The sequence below is a fragment of the Pseudarthrobacter sp. MM222 genome, assembly GCF_947090775.1.
GTDB lineage: Bacteria > Actinomycetota > Actinomycetes > Actinomycetales > Micrococcaceae > Arthrobacter.
The window spans coordinates 2,653,794-2,670,933 of record NZ_OX352321.1 but is presented as its reverse complement, the minus strand read 5'-3'; the positions used below and the strand labels follow the sequence as shown (position 1 = coordinate 2,670,933).

Sequence of the window (17,140 nt, the reverse complement as noted above, 5' to 3'; positions counted from 1 at the left end):
GCCTCGTCCTACTGTGGCGGCATGGAACACGTGATGGTGAAATCGGGCCCGGACGGTAAGCCCTCGGCGGTTGTCCGCGGCGGCCGGGAATGGATTGTGGGAGCTGAACCCGTCCGCTGGTTCGAACGGGTGAGCTGGTGGGAAGCCGAGCGGAGGATGCCCAAGGGGCTGAGCCGTGTTGACGTGGAGGTGTGGCAGGTCCAGGCAACGCTGGGCAGGAACCGGGGTTCGGCGCTGACCACGATGGAACTCATCCGGGACGGGCTTGGCGGAGGCTGGCGGTTGCGGGAGGCTATCGTCGACGCCGCGTAGGATGCCGCACAATCGGGAGCCCACAGGGTGATCAGGCGGGCGGGCCCGGGCGGTTGCGCCTGATTCAGGCATTGGAAAAGCCTTCCACCGCGACTATTGGGGGATGCCGCGGTGGAAGGCTTAGAACGAATATACCGTGAAAACCGGCGAATGTTAAACGCACACCACGGGTTGTCTAGTGCTGAATTGCCCCACTCGATGGCGAAATAGGTCCGACTTTGCCTTAACCCGTTCGTAGGCTGGTTGATCCCGCTTCCGCCGCGTGCGCCGGGGTGCGGGCCGCGACCTAGGATGGCTTCATGACCGCCACGCCAAGCCGCCGCATTGCCCGAGTCCGCCCTCTTGCCCCCGTTTCAGGGGACGAGCATTTTTTCGTCGCGAACGGTGCACCGGACTTTGACAGTGCAGCGGGAAGGTTCTGGACGGTGATAGATTCCCCGTTCCCAGCTTCGCGGGCCAATGTTGGCAGCGCACCCCGCAAGGGTTGGGAAACAGGCACCACGGTGGACCAGGCGTCCTTCACCTTTCTGGCGCCGAGTACGCCGGCGAACGTCCTGGGCATGGCGCACAATACCGGCAGCGAGGGCCGCAACCTCCCGCCGCAGGCATTCCATAAGGCGGCGACCAGCGTCGTCGGTCCGGGAGACGCGATAGAGCTGCGCCCGGGCGTGGGCCACGTTGACCCGGAAGCGGAGCTGACGATTGTGGTCGGGAGCCGGGTCCGCGGACTCACGCTCGAGACTGCCCGTAGCGCAATTCTGGGCTTCACCATCGGAAACGACGTCTCGGCCAGAGACCTGCAAAAGTCTGATGAACTGTGGATCAGCGCCAAGAGCCAGGACACGTTCACCCCGGTGGGGCCGTGGATTGTGACGGACATGAATGATGACAACCTGGCCATCGGAATCAATCATAACGGTAAGGAGCTCAAAGCGGCCAGCTCCGCCGACCTGGGCTGGGGAGTGGACGAAATCCTGGTCTACCTGACGTCCTTCATGACGCTGCATCCCGGCGACCTGGTGCTCACCGGCTTCCCCGCCGAATGCGCCCGGATCCTTCCCGGAGACACAGTCGTTTGCCACGTTGAGGGCATCGGCCGGCTCAGCAACCCGGTGGTGGCCGTAGCCTGATTTCCGTCAGCAGACATTATGATGGTTAGTGTTCAGCTGAATGAACAGCCCTTGAATGACTGCTACCGAGCGCGATACCTATAAGGAGAATCATGGCCGATTCCCGAGTTTCCCGGACGACCTCTGACGGACTGGGAAGTGCCTCTCCCGCGCCGGCTGTCACCCGTGCTGCCGCCGTGCTGGAGGCCCTGGCTGCCTCTGCCACCGGACGCCTCACCCTGAGCGATCTGGCCAGGGAGCTGGGAATTCCCAAGTCGTCCACATCCAACCTCCTGCTTGCGCTGGAGGAGGCAAGGCTCATCAGCCGCCATGGTGCCGAGTTCACTCTTGGACGCAAGCTGGTCGAGCTCGGCGCGGCATACCTCAGCCGCCTTGACGAGGTGCAGGAGTTCTACCGGTTCTGTGAGCAGGCTCCCACCCTCTCGGGCGAAACGGTCCGGATCGCCATGCTGGACGGAACCAACGTCATTTACCTTGCCCGCTACGAGGGCCATCCCGCTGTTCGCCTCACGTCCAACATCGGCGACAAGATGCCCGTATCGCTCTGCGCCGTGGGCAAGGCGCTGCTGGCCCGGCTGCACGACCACGACGTCGCCGAGATGTTCCCGGACGACGCCGAACTGCCGGTGTTGACGCCGAAGTCGCTTCGCACCGGCGCTGAGCTCAAGGCCCAGCTTGCCGACATCCGGGATCAGGGCTACGCCTTCGAGGACGAGGAATCGACCACGGGCGTCGTCTGCCTGGCCGTTTCCGTGCCGACGCGCGGTGCGCACGGACCCAGCCTCGGGCTCTCGGTCACCGCGCTGAAGGCCACCTTCTCGCAAGAACAGGGCGCAATGATGGTCAAGGAACTGAAGGAGCTGGCCCGTTCCTTGGGCAATCCGATGGGGTAAGGCTGCCGCCGCCGGCCCCCGGGCGAAAAACATATCTGATTTATATTGGCTAATCGATCAGCCTGTTGTACGCTGTTCAACATGGTGATCGACTCCTCAGGGGGTTGTTGCTAACCCACCAGGCCAACGGGGGTCTGGAGTGTTCTTGAGGAGTGCTTGTGACAACTCGTACTAATACACCGCTCGCTGAAGCGGACGACGCCGTCGTTGATCCAGAACAGCTGCGAAGGGCAACTCTTGCCAGTTCTGTGGGCTCCGCTTTGGAGTACTACGACTTCTACATCTATGGGCTGGCGTCAGCCCTGATTTTCGGTCCGCTGTTCTTCAAGCCACTCGGCGACGACGGAGCCCTGATCGCATCGTTCGCCACATACGGCGTCGGATTCGCGGCCCGGCCGTTCGGCGGGGTGATCTTCGGCTACATCGGTGACAAGTTCGGCCGCAAGATGGTCCTCATCCTCACGATCGGCCTGATGGGAACCGCAAGCTTCGCCATCGGCCTTCTGCCCACCTTTGAACAGGCAGGAATGCTGGGCGCCGTCCTCCTCGTCACGCTGCGCATCCTGCAGGGACTCGGTGCCGGCGCGGAGCAGGCCGGCGCCACCACACTGATTTCAGAAGTCGCACCGCGCCGCCGTCGTGGTTTCTTCGCCTCGCTTCCCTTCGTCGGGATCCAGCTGGGCACCCTGCTCGGCGCCGGGACCTTTGCCCTGATCGCCATGGCTGACAAGGCCGTCCTCGAAGGCTGGCTGTGGCGGGTACCCTTCCTGTCGAGCGTGATCCTGATTGCGGTGGCCATCTTCATCCGGCTCCGGCTGAAGGAAACGCCCGTCTTCCAGGAACTTGAGAAGCACAAGAACGTGGTCAAGAACCCCATCGGGCAGCTCTGGAAGCACTCCAAGAAGAACGTGCTGATCGGCATCGGCCTGCGGATGGGCGAGAACGGCAATTCGTCGATCTATTCGGCCCTGCTCATCGCCTTCCTGGCATCAAAGGACGGGATCTTCCCGGGCGACAAGTTCATCGGCCCGGTTGGCCTGCTGATTGCCGCAGGTTTCGCCGCAATCATGGTGGTGACTTTCGGTGCCCTGTCGGACCGGTTCGGTCGCGTACCCGTCTACCGCTACGGTGCACTCTTCCAGGCGCTCTTCGCACTGCCGGCGTTCTATCTCGTGACGCTGGGCAATGTCACGCTCGTGTGGGTGGTCATGGTGGTGGGCATCGCCCTCGGGGTCCAGTCCATGCTTGGCCCGCAGTGCCCGCTCCTGCCTGAGCTCTTCGGCTCGCAGTACCGGTTCACCGGCGTGGCCATGAGCCGCGAACTCTCTGCCGTCCTGTCCGGCGGACTGGTTCCGCTGGTGGGCGCCGCGCTCCTGACCGCCACGGGTCACTCGTGGCTGGTGCTGGCGATTTACTCCCTGGTTCTTGCTCTCATCTCGTTTGTCACCACGTTCTTCACCCCTGAGACCGTGGGCCGCGACCTCCTCCTCACCGAGGACGCGAGCTAGGCGCTCCGGCGTCTGAGCCCGTTCCCGGCGGGACCCCAGGCCGTGGCCCCTTCCATCAAGGAAGGGGCCACGGCCTTTGGCGATGCGCAGGCCTTTTGGCGATGCGCAGGAAACGCGCGGCTCACGCAGAAGGCGGCCCCTCCATGTCGGAGAGGCCGCCTTTGCTGGTGCTGTTGGTGCTGCGGAAGAAGCTGCAGGGTCTAGTAGAAGTGGACCGTGTCCACGAGGTGGGGGAGTTCGCCGCCGTCGAGGAACGTCCGCAGGTTGCTGCAGAACCGCTCGGCGATCAGCCGGTTCTCGGCCGCGCTGAGGGCCGAGGTGTGCGGAGACACCATCACCTTCGGGTGGTTCCAAAGCGGGCTGTCCTGGGGGAGCGGCTCCACGGCAAACACATCGAGGCAGGCGTACGAGACCTGCCCGTTGTCGAGGGCCTCCAGCAGCGCCTCCTCGTCCACCACGGTGCCTCGGCCCACGTTCACAAAGACGGTTCCGGGCTTCATGGCCGCGAAGACTTCCCGGTTGAAGAGCCGTTCCGTGTACGGCGTGCCGGGCAGCGTGTTGACGACGGCGTCGGCCGAAGCCAACAGGCCGGCGAGGCCGTCGTTATCGGCGACTTGATCGATGCCCTCAATGGGCTCCACGGTCCTCTTGGTGCCGCTGACCTTCATGCCCAGCGCGCGGGCGATGCGTGCGGTTTCGAGCCCGATTTCGCCGAGGCCGGTGACCACCAGGCGGGAGCCGTTGACCAGGCGCGTGGGGGTGCGGAGCTCGGGCCAGATCCTGGCTGCCTGGTCCTGCGCGAGTTCCCCGCTGCGCTTGAAGCCGTTGAGGATGCCGAGGGCGGCGAACTCGGCGAGCGGCAGGGCATGGACGCCCGCGGACGTCGTCACCTGAAACTTCTCCAGCGTCGCGGCGTCCAGCCCCGATGCCTTGACGGCTCCGCCGGCACCGGCGGCCATGGCATGGATCCAGCGTAGGTGCGGGTTGCTGCCGGCGACCCGGGCGAGACCCGCCGGGCTTTCATTGGGGAAACCATAGAGGACATCTGCGGCGTTGAGCATGTCCCAGTAGCGCTCCTCCTGCTCCGGGGTCCGGCGGAAGTCCGGATCTCCGGAGTGGTCGGCCGGAAAGCGCTCCGGCGGAAGGAGGTCCGGCTCGTAGCGGACGGTAACGGAAGGATCTACTGCGCGGATGCGCTCCACAAGCTCAGCTTCGAGCGGGACCGCGATCGCGACTGTGGTTTTAGTCGTCATAGTGTTCATCATACTGAATGGAGGCTAGGATATTGAACAGATTTCAAGGAACCACCACGACGAAGTGAGGCGAAATGCATATGGACCGGAAGGAAGCCGGCTTTGTGGGCCTGGGGCTCATGGGCTCTCCGATGGCAGCAAACCTGCTCAGGGCGGGCTGGTCCGTCAGCGCCTGGAACCGTTCGGCGGCAGCTCTTGATGCGTTCGAAGCCCTCGGAGGCGGCACCGCGGCCGAGGTGGAAGGGCTGCGAGACAAGCCGGTCATCATCTTCATGCTCCCGGACCTCTCCTACATCGAGGACGCCAGCGCGGCTCTCCTGGCGAGCTGGTCAGCGAATCCACCGGCTGCCGGCACCGCCGTCGTGGTCATGAGCAGCGTCTCGCCGGCCGCGGTGAAGGAGTTCGGCGCCCGGGTGGATGCTGCGAGCGGCGGAAACGCCGTCGTCGTGGATGCTCCGGTGAGCGGCGGCACGAAAGGCGCCGTCGACGGCACCCTGGCCATCATGGCCGGCGCCAGCGAAGCGGACTTCCAACGGCTGTTGCCGCTCTTCGGAGCGATGGGAACCACGGTACGGCGGCTGGGGCCGCTGGGGTCGGGGTCCCTCGCCAAGGCATGCAACCAGCTCATCGTGGGGACCACGACGGCGGCGCTCGCCGAGGCCGCGGAGCTCGCCGAACGGTCGGGTCTGGACGTCGCCGCCCTGTACGAGGTGCTCGCGGGCGGCCTGGCCGGAAGCAGGGTCCTGGACGTCGTGGGGCCGCGTCTCGCGGCCAAGGACTACGCCCCCACCGGCCCGGCCAAGTTCATGCACAAGGACCTTTCCTTTGTGCTCGAAAGCGCGGCCGCCGTGAATGCCGCCGTGCCGATGACGGCGGCCGGCGTCGAACTCTATGCGGAGCTGAAGCGCCAGGGCCTGGGGGACCAGGACCTGGCCGTCGTTCGGCAAACCATTGCGAATCTCAGCGACAACGGGGCATCCCAGCCACTACATAGCAGCCACGACCAAGTGAGGATCAGCGAACGATGAGCGGACTTTTTGACCTGACGGGGCGCGTATCCCTGGTCACCGGCTCCAGCCGGGGGATCGGCAACGCCCTGGCCCGGGCCCTCGCCGACGCGGGGGCCACAGTGGTGCTCAATGGCATCAACGCGGAACGGCTGAAGGCCGCCGAAACCGCCATGGCTGCGGACTACCCGGCCGGCCGGGTGCACAGCTGCGCCTTCGACGTCACCAGCGACGCCGAGGCGGCCCGCGGCGTGGCCTGGGTGGAAGAAAACGTGGGCCCGCTGGAGATCCTGGTGAACAACGCCGGCATCCAGCACCGCGTCTCCATGCTGGAGCTGGACGTCGCGGACTGGGAGCGGGTGATCTCCACGGACCTGACCAGCGCGTTCCTTGTGGGCCGTGAAGCGGCCCGGCGCATGATTCCGCGCGGCCGCGGCAAGATCATCAACATCTGCTCGGTCCAGACCGACCTCGCCCGGCCCACCATCGCCCCCTACGTTGCGGCCAAGGGCGGCCTGCGGAACCTGACCCGGGCCATGACGGCGGAGTGGGCGGCCTCCGGCCTGCAGATCAACGGGATCGCACCGGGCTACATCCACACCGAGATGACCCAGAACCTCGTGGACGATGAGCAGTTCAACTCCTGGATCCTGGGCCGGACGCCCGCGCACCGGTGGGGCACGGTGCAGGACCTGGCCGGCCCGGCCGTGTGGCTCGCGTCCGATGGCTCGAATTTCGTGAACGGCCAGACCATCTTCATCGACGGTGGAATGACGGTGGTGGTGTGATGCGCGGCGGCACCGAACTGCCGGCTCCGGGACTGCCGGCCAGGGAAGTGCCGGCTCCGGAACTGCCGGCCTCGACGGCGGCGGTAGTGGCCCACGCAGCGGGGGATCTCCGGATCGAGGACATCCCGGTGCCCGCACCGGCGGCCGGCGAAGCGGTTGTCGAAGTGGCGTTCGGCGGCATCTGCGGCTCGGACCTGCACTACTGGCTGCACGGCGCGGCGGGTGAATCGGTCCTCAAGGCGCCGTTGGTCCTGGGCCACGAGATCGTAGGAACGGTGCTGCTGTCGGCCGCGGACGGAACCGGGCCGGCGGCCGGCACCGCCGTCGCCGTCCATCCCGCCACGCCGGGACCGGGAACCGCCCGGTATCCCGAAGACCGTCCCAACCTTTCACCCGGCTGCACGTACCTGGGCAGCGCCGCACGCTTCCCCCACACGGATGGCGCCTTCAGCCGGTACGCCGTGCTGCCGGCCCGGATGCTCCGCCCCCTGCCTGCTGGCCTTCCGCTCCGGACCGCCGCCCTGGTTGAACCGGCCAGCGTGGCCTGGCACGCCGTCGCGCGGGCGGGAGACGTAACCGGAAAGACGGCCCTGGTGATCGGCTGCGGCCCTATCGGCTCCTTGGCCGTTGCAGTCCTCAAACGCGCGGGGGCGCGGCGGATCGTGGCTGTGGACATGCACGCCAAGCCGCTGGAAATAGCCAAGGCCGTGGGTGCCGACGAGGTCCTGACGGGCGACGATGCCGACGCCATTGCGGCGGTGGAGGCAGACATCGTGATCGAGTCCTCCGGAAGCCATTACGGCCTGGCTTCGGCCATCAAGGGGGCGGTCCGCGGCGGCAAGGTGGTGATGGTGGGGCTCCTGCCATCGGGCCCGCAGCCTGTCCTGATCTCGCTGGCGATCACCCGAGAGCTGGAGCTCCTGGGTTCATTCCGCTTCAACGACGAAATAGATGAGGTCATTCGTGCGCTTGCTGACGGATCGCTGGCCGTGGATCCCGTGGTGACCCACACTTTTCCCCTGGACCAGGGGTTGGAAGCCTTCGAGGTGGCCAGGAACTCGGCCGGGTCCGGCAAGGTGCTGCTCGACTTCAGGCCCGGGCGTTAGCGGTGCTGCAGCGGCACGAACACCCGGGGCTGGTTCTTCCAGCTGGGCTCCATCTCCGAGATGGTCTCGCGCATGATCCGGTTCGACGCCTCCCACGCCGCAGTAGCATTTCCGGCGGCAATCGCTTCGGCCACGTCCACATGCCACTGCAGGGCCGTTGCCCGGGGGTGGTCCGGCATCAGGCCGTGCACGGTGCGCCCCGTCAGGGTTTCGGCCACCTGGCCCACCATGTTGGCGAACATCTCGTTGCCGGAACCGGTGAGCAGCAGCGAATGGAAGTGGATGTCCAGCTCCAGGAATCGCGGCACATCGCCGGCCCGGCCGGCGTCGCGCATGGCGTGCGAGACCTGCACGAGTTCACGCCGCAGCTCCTCGGGGGCATTGACCGCTGCCAGCTCCGCGGCCACGGGTTCGACGGCGGCGCGCAGCTCGGCGAGCGAGCGCAGCTGGCCTCCGCGTCCCTCGCCGGCAAGCCGCCAGCGGATGACGAGGGGATCAAAGGGGTTCCAGCGGTTGGCCGGCAGGACCCGGATCCCGACGCGTTTGGTGGTTTCGACCAGGCCCAGGGACTGCAGGACGCGGACGGCCTCCCGGACGACGGAGCGGGAGACTTTGAGTTCATTTTCGAGCTGCTCGGCCAGCATGACATGACCCGCCGGGAGTTCACCCGCGACGATGCGGGCGCCCAGATGTTCGATGGCACGGTGGTGGAGGCTGGTTGGCATAGTCGTAAGCATAATGCGGTGCCCGCCCCCGCCGCGGACGTGCAGTCCAGCGGGCGCCGGAATCATAGACTGTTTGTGACGCGCCGTTATTCCGCCACGTGGGCACTGCTTTCCCGTAGCCCGCGGAAATACATATGGTTTATGGACAGCCACTGTTCCCAAAAGCGTGTTCCGCATGAAGTGCGGAACGATCTGCACTCGTTGCACAGAAATGAATTGGAGTTTTGATGTCAGCACACATCGGTGTCACCGGCCTTGCGGTGATGGGGGCCAACCTCGCCCGCAACCTGGCCCGGAACGGCTTCACCGTTGCCCTGCACAACCGGTCCGTCGAGAAGACCGACACGCTCCTGGCCAAGCACGGCCAGGACGGCGACTTCGTCCGCACGGAGACCCTCCAGGAACTCGTTGATTCCCTTGAGAAACCCCGCCGTGTGCTGATCATGGTCAAGGCCGGCAAGCCGGTCGACTCCGTGATCGAACAGCTCGAGCCGCTGCTGGAGGCGGGCGATATCATCATCGACGCCGGCAACTCGCACTACGAGGACACCCGCCGCCGTGAAGCCGCGCTCGCGAAGAAGGACCTGCACTTCGTCGGCATCGGCGTCTCCGGCGGCGAGGAAGGAGCCCTTAACGGCCCCTCGATCATGCCGGGCGGTTCCAAGGAGTCCTACGCGGCCCTCGGCCCGCTGCTGGAAAAGATTGCCGCGCACGTCGACGGCAAGCCCTGCTGCGCCTGGATCGGCACCGACGGTGCAGGCCACTTCGTCAAGATGGTCCACAACGGCATCGAGTACGCGGACATGCAGGTCATCGGTGAGGCCTTCGACCTGCTCCGTTCCGGCGCCGGCATTGAACCGGCCGAGCAGGCGAAGATCTTCGAGGAGTGGAACAAGGGCGAGCTCGCCTCCTTCCTGATCGAGATCTCCGCCGAGGTCCTCGGACACGTCGACGGCAAGACTGGCAAGCCGTTCGTCGACGTCGTCGTGGACGCCGCCGGGCAGAAGGGCACCGGCCGCTGGACGGTTATCTCCGCCCTCGAGCTCGGCTCCCCGACGTCGGGCATCGCCGAATCCGTCTTCGCCCGCGCCCTGTCCTCCCAGGCCGAGCAGCGCAAGCTGGCCCAGGAACTCCTCGCTGGCGAAGAACTTCCCGTCGAGGTCCCCGAGACGTTCGTCGAGGATGTCCGCCAGGCGCTCTACGCCTCCAAGCTGGTCTCCTACGCGCAGGGGCTGGACATGCTCACCTCCGCGGCGACGGAGTACGGCTGGGACCTGAGGCTGGACGAGATCGCCTCGCTCTGGCGCGGCGGCTGCATCATCCGCGCCGAGCTGCTCAAGGAAATCACCAACGCGTACGCCGCGGAGGAGAAGCCGGCCAACCTGCTCTTCGCCCCGGCCTTCACCAAGGCGATCGCCGAGGTCCTCCCGGCCTGGCGCCGGGTGGTCTCCACGGCGGTCCAGCTCGGCATCCCGGTGCCGGTCTTCTCCTCCTCGCTGGCCTACTACGACGGCCTGCGCCGCAAGCGCCTTCCGGCCGCCGTGATCCAGGGCCAGCGTGACCTCTTCGGCGCCCACACCTACGGCCGTGTCGATGCCGAGGGCACCTTCCACACGCTCTGGGGCGAAGACAAGTCCGAGATCGAGGCAGTGGACACGCACTAGTCCCAGCCGCCGTCATCAACGGCCGGCGCTTCCCGCTACTCTGGGGGCGCCGGCCGTTCGTGTTTCCGGCCGCACCCTGCCCAAGGAAGTCAGCGCCCAAGGAGTTCAGCCCATGCCCCAGCCCGTAGCGTTTGTCACCGGTGCGTCCACGGGGATCGGTTTTGCGACCTCCATCAAGCTCGCCGCATCCGGCTTCACGGTCTATGCCGGGGCGCGCCGGGTCGAGAGGATGGAGCCGCTCAAGGCCCACGGCGTCAACGTCGTCGCCCTCGACGTGACGGATGAGGGCTCGATGAGCGGGGCCGTCGCCGCGGTGATTGCGGCGCACGGGCGGATCGACGTGCTGGTCAACAACGCCGGCTACGGTTCCTACGGCTCGCTGGAGGACGTTGAACCGGACGAAGGACGGCGCCAGTTCGATGTCAATGTCTTCGGCCTGGCCCGGATGACGCAGCTCGCGATTCCCGGCATGCGGGCCGCGGGCCGGGGCAGGATCATCAATGTCTCCTCCATGGGCGGCAAGATGTATGAACCGCTCGGCGCCTGGTACCACGCCACGAAGTTCGCCGTCGAGGGGCTCAGCGATTCCCTCCGGATGGAACTCAAACCCCACGGCATCGATGTGTCCATCATCGAGCCGGGCGGCACCCGGTCCGAGTGGGGAGCCATTTCCTCGGAGGGCCTGCTGGCCCGTTCCGGGAACGGGCCGTACGCGGCGCAGGCCAAGGTCATGGCGGCGGCGCTGGCCACAACCGACAAAGCCGGGCTGTCCTCGCCTCCCGAGGCAGTGGCCGACGCGATTGTGCACGCCGCCACCGCGGCACGGCCCAGGACCCGCTATCCGGTGGGCGGGAGCGCGCGGGCCCTGCTGCTGTTGCGCCGCCTGCTGCCGGACCGCGTGTTCGACGGTGTGATCTGGACCATCTATAAGCGGTTCCCCGGGTAGCGGCCCGGGGAAGCCCTGCGGCTGCTAGATGTGGTAGTCGATGAGGTACTCGGCCGGGTCGACGGCGGGCTTGGTCTCGCGCAGCGCATCGCGGTGGCGCCAGACGGCGGGCACGCCCGTGACAATCGATTCGGCGGGGGCATCCTTGACCACGACGGCGTTGGCACCCACGGCGCTGTCCCGGCCGATGGTGATCGGTCCCAGGACCTTGGCCCCTGCGCCGATCACCACGCGGTCCTCGATGGTGGGGTGCCGCTTGACCTTCGCCAGGGAGCGCCCGCCGAGGGTCACACCGTGGTAGATCATGACGTCCTCGCCGATCTCGGCGGTCTCGCCGATCACGACTCCCATGCCATGGTCAATGAAGAAGCGCCGGCCGATGGTTGCCCCCGGATGGATCTCGATTCCGGTGAGGAAGCGGGCCAGCTGGGAGACCAGCCGCGCCGGGAAGCGCAGGGCGGGGTTCTGCCACATCCGGTGCGTCAGGCGGTGGAACCAGATCGCGTGCAGGCCGGAGTAGGCAAAGAAATTCTCAAAAGAACCTCGCGCCGCCGGGTCGTGTGACCGGGCGGCGTCGAGGTCTTCCTTAAGTCTTGCGAAAAAGCTCACAAAGACCTTTCTACGGGAATCGTGGAAGGGCGAGCCGGGACTCAGCCGCGGATGTCGTCGTAAAGCACGGTGGAGATGTAGCGCTCCCCGAAATCGCAGACGACGGCAACGATGAGCTTACCGGCGTTCTCCGGGCGCTTGGCGAGCTCCAGGGCTCCCCAGACGATGGCGCCGGACGAGATGCCGCCCAGGATGCCTTCCTGCACGCCGAGCTCGCGTGCGACGCGGACGGAGTCCTCCAGGGTGGCGTCCAGGACCTCGTCGTAGACGTTGGTGTCAAGGATCTCCGGAATGAAGTTGGCGCCGATGCCCTGGATCTTGTGCGGACCCGGGGCCCCGCCGTTCAGGATCGCGGAATCCTTCGGTTCGACCGCGACGATCTGGACGTCAGGGTTGCGCTCCTTCAGGACCTGGCCGACGCCCGTGACGGTTCCGCCGGTGCCGATGCCGGCGACGAAGATGTCCACCTTGCCGTCGGTGTCCGACCAGATTTCCTCCGCCGTGGTGGTGCGGTGGATCTCGGGGTTGGCCTCATTGGCGAACTGCTGGGCCCAGATGGAGTTCTCCGTGTTGGCGACGATTTCCTGGGCCTTGTCCACTGCGCCCCGCATACCTTCGGAGCCGGGGGTCAGCACGATCTCGGCACCGAAGGCGCGCAACATGACCCGGCGCTCGGTGGACATGGTCTCCGGCATCGTCAGGATGACTTTGTAGCCGCGGGCCGCACCCACCATGGCCAGGGCGATGCCGGTGTTGCCGGAGGTGCCTTCGACGATGGTGCCGCCGGGCTTGAGCGCACCCGACTTTTCGGCGGCATCAACGATGGCGACGCCGATGCGGTCCTTGACGCTGTTGGCGGGATTGTAGAACTCCAGCTTGACGGCAACCGTGGCGTCCAGCCCTTCGGTGAGCCGGTTCAACCGGACCAGCGGGGTGCCGCCAACCAGCTGGGTAACATCGTCATAGATCCGTGCCATGGGTATGTGTGCCTATCTGAAGAAGGGGAATACTGAGGTCAGCCTAACGAGGGCCCGCCGGGGCTAGCTAAGCATTAAGCCATGCAGAGTAATATTTCCTGGCCTTGGCGAGCTTCGGGTTGATGATCACCTGGCAGTAGCCCTGTTCCGGGTACTTGGCGTAGAAGTCCTGGTGCATGGCTTCGGCCACGTGGAACTTCGACGCCCGGGTCACCTCGGTCACGATGGGGTGGGCCCACAGCTCCTGGTTGCGCTCGATCGCTTCCTCAAAGAGGATCTTCTCTTCGGTCGTCTCGTAGAACATCGAGGAGCGGTACTGGGTCCCGACGTCGTAGCCCTGGCGGTTGAGCGTGGTGGGGTCGTGAAGAGCGAAGAACATGTCCAGAATGATCTCCGCCGGAATCACATCCTCGTCGAACGTCACCGCCACCACCTCTGCATGTCCCGTGGTTCCGGAGCACACGGAGTAGTAGTCGGGGTAGCGGTCATGGCCTCCGGTGTAGCCCGAAACGACGGCGCTGACACCCTTGGTTTTCTGGTAGACGGCGTCGAGGCACCAGAAGCAGCCTCCGCCGAGGACAAAAGTTCTCATGCACTCTTCAATGGTTGAAGCCCCCCGATGATTCCCGGGCCCGGGGTTCTGGGACGCCGATAGGGTAAAAATGGGGTATGGAACCTGTAAACACCGACGTTTCAGACGGCTCTGCCAAAGGCATGAACACTGACAGCACCACCGGAGGCGGGGCGGACCAGGCCTCCGGGCCGCCGACGCTGGGCATGATCCTGCTGGCCGTGGAAGAGCTCTGGCCTGAATCGCTTGCCGAGGAGTGGGACGAGGTGGGCCTTGTGGCGGGCCATCCGTCGGCCCCCGTGAGCAGGATCCTCTTCGCCGTCGATCCGACCCTCGACGTCATCGAAGAGGCCGTGGAGTGGGGTGCGGGGCTGTTGATCACGCACCATCCGCTGCTGCTCAAGGGCGTGACGTCGGTCGCGGCGACCACTGCCAAGGGCAGGGCTGTGCACCGGCTGATTGAGTCGGGCACCGGGCTCCTGACCGTGCACACCAACGGCGATTCCGCCGTCGGGGGCGTGTCCGATGTCCTCGCCGATGCGCTCGGCCTGCAGAACGTTGCCCCGCTGACCCCGGCGGCGGCCGGCCTGCCGGAAGAGGGGATCGGACGGGTCGGAGACCTCGAAGAGGTCCTCACCCTCGGCGACTTTGCCGCCCGGGTCTTTGGCATTCTGCCGGCGGTTGCCGGCGGCGTTCGGGTGTCCGGGGACCGGGACGGCCTGGTCCGGCGAGTCGCCGTCTGCGGCGGGGCCGGTGACTCCCTCTTCGGCGAGGTGCGCGCGAGCAACGCCGACGTCTATCTGACGGCCGACCTGCGGCACCATCCGGCGTCGGAAGCCCGTGAGGCCGCTGTCAACGATCGGCCCTACCTGATCGACGTTTCGCACTTCGCCAGCGAGTGGCTGTGGCTGCCCGCTGCCGCGGAGGCCCTCGGCAATGTCCTCAACGACCAGGGGCACGACGTTGAGATCCGGGTCAGCACTACCAACAGCGACCCGTGGGACTTCATTCTGACTCCGGGCTAAGCCTGGCGTGCGAGGGGCCCCGGGTGAGCGTAGCGAGGCTGGGGAGCACGCTAGGCGCTAGAGTCTAGGGAGCGCCGGTAAGGTGCCCGGCTAAACGCCGGAAGGGAACAAGCGGAGGTAATAGTGGCCCAGGCAGCACCGGCGGAACAGTTGAAGTTGCTCGAATTGCAGGGACTTGATGCCAAACTCAAGTCCTTGTCCAACCGCCGCCGAAGCCTTGAAAGCGACTCCCGGATCACTGACCTCGAGGCTGCCCTTGGTGTGGCCAACGGGGAACTCGGTGCCGCGAAAGTGGCCGTCCACGATGCCGAGCTCGAGCTCAAGCGCGCCGAAGCCGACGTGGAACAGGTGGCTTCCCGGATCGGACGCGATGAGGCGAGGCTGAACAGCGGCACCGGCCTGTCCAAGGATCTCGTGGCCCTGCAGAAGGACCTCGTCTCCCTCAACAAGCGCCGCTCAGACCTCGAAGATGTGGAGCTCGAGGTCCTCGAGCGCCTGGACACCCTCCGCCTCCGCCAGGCCACGCAGCAGCAGATCGTCAATGACATTCAAGGATCCTTCGGCGTCATCCGCGCCGAACTGGACGAGCAGCTGGCCGAGATCGCCGCGGAGGCCACGGTGGTGCGCGGCAAGCGTGCCGAATTCGCCGAAGGACTGGACGCCGGGCTGCTCGCGGTCTACGAGAAGACCCTCGCCAAGCGCGGCGTCGGCGCCGCCCGGCTCTTCCACGGCACTTCGGAAGGCTCCGGCATGCACCTGAGCCCGGGCGACCTGGCCGAGATCAAGGCCGCAGCCGAGGACGACATCGTGTTCTGCCCGGATTCCGGCTGCATCCTGGTCCGCTCCGCCGAGTGGGCCTGACCACCGCTTTCCCCGCCCCCAATTGACTCGCGGCAGGGGCCGTTCAGTGCGCCCAGAACCCCTGCTGCGAGCTAGTTGGGCAGGATGATGTTGAGGGTGTGCGGCTTCCGGGCCGTGCCCTCGACGAGTTCCGCGGTCCATTTCTCGGCCGCCGCCCTCTGCAGCTGAACGGGCGTCGCCGGAGCCTTGCCCCTGCGCGTCAGCAGGTGCCGTGCCAGCTCCCCGCGGGTGTGCTTGGCGAAGTGGCTGACCACCTTGCGGACCCCGTTGACCTCGGTGAACACGTTGACCGCGACAGTCTGCGGCGCCGGGGGAGCCCACGCCGCCGCGTAGGTGCTGGAACGGCAGTCGACCAACAGCTCACCCTCCGCGGCGGCCAGCAGCGCCTCGTTCAGTTGCGGCTTCCAGAACGACGCGAGCCGTCCGACGTCGGGAAGCGCGGTGCCCATTGAGAGCCGGTACGCGGGTACGCGGTCCCCGAAGCGGATGGCGCCCCAGAGTGCGGAAACCACCAGGACCGACGCCTCCGCCTTCTTCCGCTGCACCGGAGTCAGGGAGTCATAGCCCAGCGCGTCGTAGAGCACCCCGGAATAGACCTGATGGGCCGGCGCCGCGGGTTCGGCGTGCAGCCGGGTGTTGCGTTCGACGTCGGCGCGCAGGGAGGCGCCGACGCCCAGGAGGGCGAGGGCGTCCTCGTGGGCGCTGACCGTGCCGAGGGCGTCGAGCACTTTTGCCCGGTAAGTGTTGAGTTCGGGGAAGCTCAGGGAGGCCCAGTCGACGGCGTCTCCACCCTTGGCGGGGGTCTTGCCTTCGGAGGGCGGCAGCAAAATCAGCACCGCCCAATCCTACCGGCGCCTGCTAGGCAGCCTTCACCGGGGAAGCCTGGGTGGAGGCGGCCTGCGCGGCCTGGGCGGCCTGGTTTTCGCGCGACAGGAAGGCGGACAGCTCGCCGATGGTACTCATCAACGGTGCCGGGAAGACCACTGTGGAGTTGTTGTCCACTGCGATTTCCACCAACGACTGGAGGTTGCGCAGCTGCAGCGCCAGGGGGTGTGCCATCATCGTGTCCGAAGCCTGGCCCAGCGCCGTAGCGGCGATGGACTCGCCTTCGGCGGCGATGATCTTGGCCCTTTTCTCCCGCTCGGCCTCCGCTTGCTTGGCCATCGCCCTCTTCATGCCGTCGGGAAGCTGGATGTCCTTGAGCTCGACGAGCGTCACTTCGACGCCCCACTCCAGCGTGAGGGCGTCCAGGATTTCGCGGATATCGCTGTTGATGCGCTGCGTCTCGGACAGTGTCTGGTCGAGGCTGTGACGGCCGACCACTTTCCGCAGCGTGGTCTGGGCGATCTGGTTGATCGCGGCGGACACGTTCTCGATCGCGACCACGGATTTCACCGCATCAACCACACGGTAGTAGGCCACCGCCGAGATGTCGACGCTCACGTTGTCCTGGGTGATGATGCCCTGCGACTGGATCGGCATGGTCACGATCCGAAGGCTGACGAGGTGAAGCCTGTCAATCACGGGGATGATGAAGCGCAGGCCCGGCATCCGCACGCCGACCACCCGGCCGAGCCGGAACAGCACGCCCTGTTCGTACTGCCGCACAATCCGGATCGACATCCTGGCCAGCACGAGCACCAGAACCACGATGACGATCAGCACAATGATGGCGGTGAGGTCCATCGGATCACTTCCCTTGCGCACCAAAACCGGAAAGCGGGCTGCCCCGGTCTTGCTTCCATTCTCCCACCGGAGCACCTGT

General features: G+C 66.2%; 18 protein-coding genes. 11 read left to right on the top strand and 7 right to left on the bottom strand.

Annotated features, from left to right (window positions below; genetic code table 11):
- Positions 1-21: 21 nt before the first annotated feature.
- From OM977_RS12185 to OM977_RS12170, 4 genes are all read left to right on the top strand, one after another.
- Positions 22-312 carry a hypothetical protein gene (locus tag OM977_RS12185; protein ID WP_264354216.1) on the top strand — a complete coding sequence of 97 codons (291 nt, stop codon included), beginning with the start codon at positions 22-24 and terminating at the stop codon, positions 310-312.
- A gap of 299 nt (positions 313-611) precedes the next feature.
- The gene (locus tag OM977_RS12180) at positions 612-1,442 is read left to right on the top strand and encodes a fumarylacetoacetate hydrolase family protein (RefSeq protein WP_264354215.1); all 831 of its coding nucleotides are present in this window, start codon (positions 612-614) and stop codon (positions 1,440-1,442) included.
- Between the two features lie 92 nt (positions 1,443-1,534).
- Positions 1,535-2,335 (top strand): IclR family transcriptional regulator, encoded by an 801-nt coding sequence (locus OM977_RS12175; RefSeq protein WP_264354214.1) that lies wholly within the window; start codon positions 1,535-1,537, stop codon positions 2,333-2,335.
- Between the two features lie 152 nt (positions 2,336-2,487).
- A complete protein-coding gene (locus tag OM977_RS12170) occupies positions 2,488-3,843 on the top strand; it encodes an MFS transporter (RefSeq protein ID WP_442960643.1) in 1,356 nt (451 codons plus the stop codon).
- A 200-nt stretch (positions 3,844-4,043) separates the two neighbouring features.
- Here the strand turns inward: OM977_RS12170 and OM977_RS12165 are convergent, their stop codons facing one another.
- The gene (locus OM977_RS12165; protein ID WP_333473976.1) at positions 4,044-5,108 is read right to left on the bottom strand and encodes a D-2-hydroxyacid dehydrogenase; all 1,065 of its coding nucleotides are present in this window, start codon (positions 5,106-5,108) and stop codon (positions 4,044-4,046) included.
- Positions 5,109-5,176: 68 nt separating this feature from the next.
- Between OM977_RS12165 and OM977_RS12160 the strand changes: the two genes are divergently transcribed.
- The 3 genes from OM977_RS12160 to OM977_RS12150 are packed head-to-tail and all read left to right on the top strand — an operon-like array spanning position 5,177 to position 7,997.
- The gene (locus OM977_RS12160; RefSeq protein ID WP_264354211.1) at positions 5,177-6,124 is read left to right on the top strand and encodes an NAD(P)-dependent oxidoreductase; all 948 of its coding nucleotides are present in this window, start codon (positions 5,177-5,179) and stop codon (positions 6,122-6,124) included.
- A complete protein-coding gene (locus OM977_RS12155; protein WP_264354210.1) occupies positions 6,121-6,891 on the top strand; it encodes an SDR family oxidoreductase in 771 nt (256 codons plus the stop codon). Before OM977_RS12160 ends, OM977_RS12155 begins: the two co-directional genes overlap by 4 nt.
- Entirely contained in the window at positions 6,891-7,997 is a 1,107-nt protein-coding gene (locus tag OM977_RS12150; RefSeq protein WP_264354209.1) for an L-idonate 5-dehydrogenase, read from the top strand. Before OM977_RS12155 ends, OM977_RS12150 begins: the two co-directional genes overlap by 1 nt.
- Here OM977_RS12150 and OM977_RS12145 read toward each other — a convergent pair.
- Positions 7,994-8,722, bottom strand: coding sequence for a FadR/GntR family transcriptional regulator (locus tag OM977_RS12145; protein WP_264354208.1), 729 nt, complete (start codon positions 8,720-8,722; stop codon positions 7,994-7,996). The genes OM977_RS12150 and OM977_RS12145 overlap by 4 nt on opposite strands.
- Before the next feature lie 227 nt (positions 8,723-8,949).
- Between OM977_RS12145 and gndA the strand changes: the two genes are divergently transcribed.
- Together gndA and OM977_RS12135 are read left to right on the top strand one after the other, a co-directional pair.
- Positions 8,950-10,386: an NADP-dependent phosphogluconate dehydrogenase gene (gndA, locus tag OM977_RS12140; protein ID WP_264354207.1), complete on the top strand. Its 1,437-nt coding sequence runs from the start codon at positions 8,950-8,952 to the stop codon at positions 10,384-10,386.
- A 112-nt stretch (positions 10,387-10,498) separates the two neighbouring features.
- A complete protein-coding gene (locus OM977_RS12135) occupies positions 10,499-11,332 on the top strand; it encodes an oxidoreductase (RefSeq protein WP_264354206.1) in 834 nt (277 codons plus the stop codon).
- A 24-nt stretch (positions 11,333-11,356) separates the two neighbouring features.
- Here OM977_RS12135 and epsC read toward each other — a convergent pair whose 3' ends face one another.
- The 3 genes from epsC to msrA form a co-directional block, all read right to left on the bottom strand.
- Complete coding sequence (epsC, locus tag OM977_RS12130; protein ID WP_264354205.1) at positions 11,357-11,941, bottom strand: serine O-acetyltransferase EpsC; 585 nt, start codon at positions 11,939-11,941, stop codon at positions 11,357-11,359.
- Between the two features lie 41 nt (positions 11,942-11,982).
- A complete protein-coding gene (gene cysK, locus OM977_RS12125) occupies positions 11,983-12,918 on the bottom strand; it encodes a cysteine synthase A (protein WP_264354204.1) in 936 nt (311 codons plus the stop codon).
- A 67-nt stretch (positions 12,919-12,985) separates the two neighbouring features.
- On the bottom strand, positions 12,986-13,510 hold the full coding sequence (gene msrA / locus OM977_RS12120) for a peptide-methionine (S)-S-oxide reductase MsrA (RefSeq protein ID WP_264354203.1): 525 nt from the start codon (positions 13,508-13,510) through the stop codon (positions 12,986-12,988).
- Positions 13,511-13,587: 77 nt separating this feature from the next.
- On the opposite strand from msrA, the gene OM977_RS12115 reads away from it, so the two are divergent.
- On the top strand, positions 13,588-14,514 hold the full coding sequence (locus tag OM977_RS12115) for a Nif3-like dinuclear metal center hexameric protein (RefSeq protein ID WP_442960642.1): 927 nt from the start codon (positions 13,588-13,590) through the stop codon (positions 14,512-14,514).
- Positions 14,515-14,637: 123 nt separating this feature from the next.
- On the top strand, positions 14,638-15,375 hold the full coding sequence (locus OM977_RS12110; RefSeq protein WP_264354202.1) for a zinc ribbon domain-containing protein: 738 nt from the start codon (positions 14,638-14,640) through the stop codon (positions 15,373-15,375).
- Positions 15,376-15,446: 71 nt separating this feature from the next.
- Here OM977_RS12110 and OM977_RS12105 read toward each other — a convergent pair whose 3' ends face one another.
- Both OM977_RS12105 and OM977_RS12100 read right to left on the bottom strand, forming a co-directional pair.
- Positions 15,447-16,211 (bottom strand): YaaA family protein, encoded by a 765-nt coding sequence (locus OM977_RS12105; protein WP_264354201.1) that lies wholly within the window; start codon positions 16,209-16,211, stop codon positions 15,447-15,449.
- A gap of 22 nt (positions 16,212-16,233) precedes the next feature.
- Positions 16,234-17,061, bottom strand: a complete 828-nt coding sequence (locus tag OM977_RS12100; protein ID WP_264354200.1) for a slipin family protein — start codon at positions 17,059-17,061, stop codon at positions 16,234-16,236.
- Between the last annotated feature and the right edge of the window lie 79 nt (positions 17,062-17,140).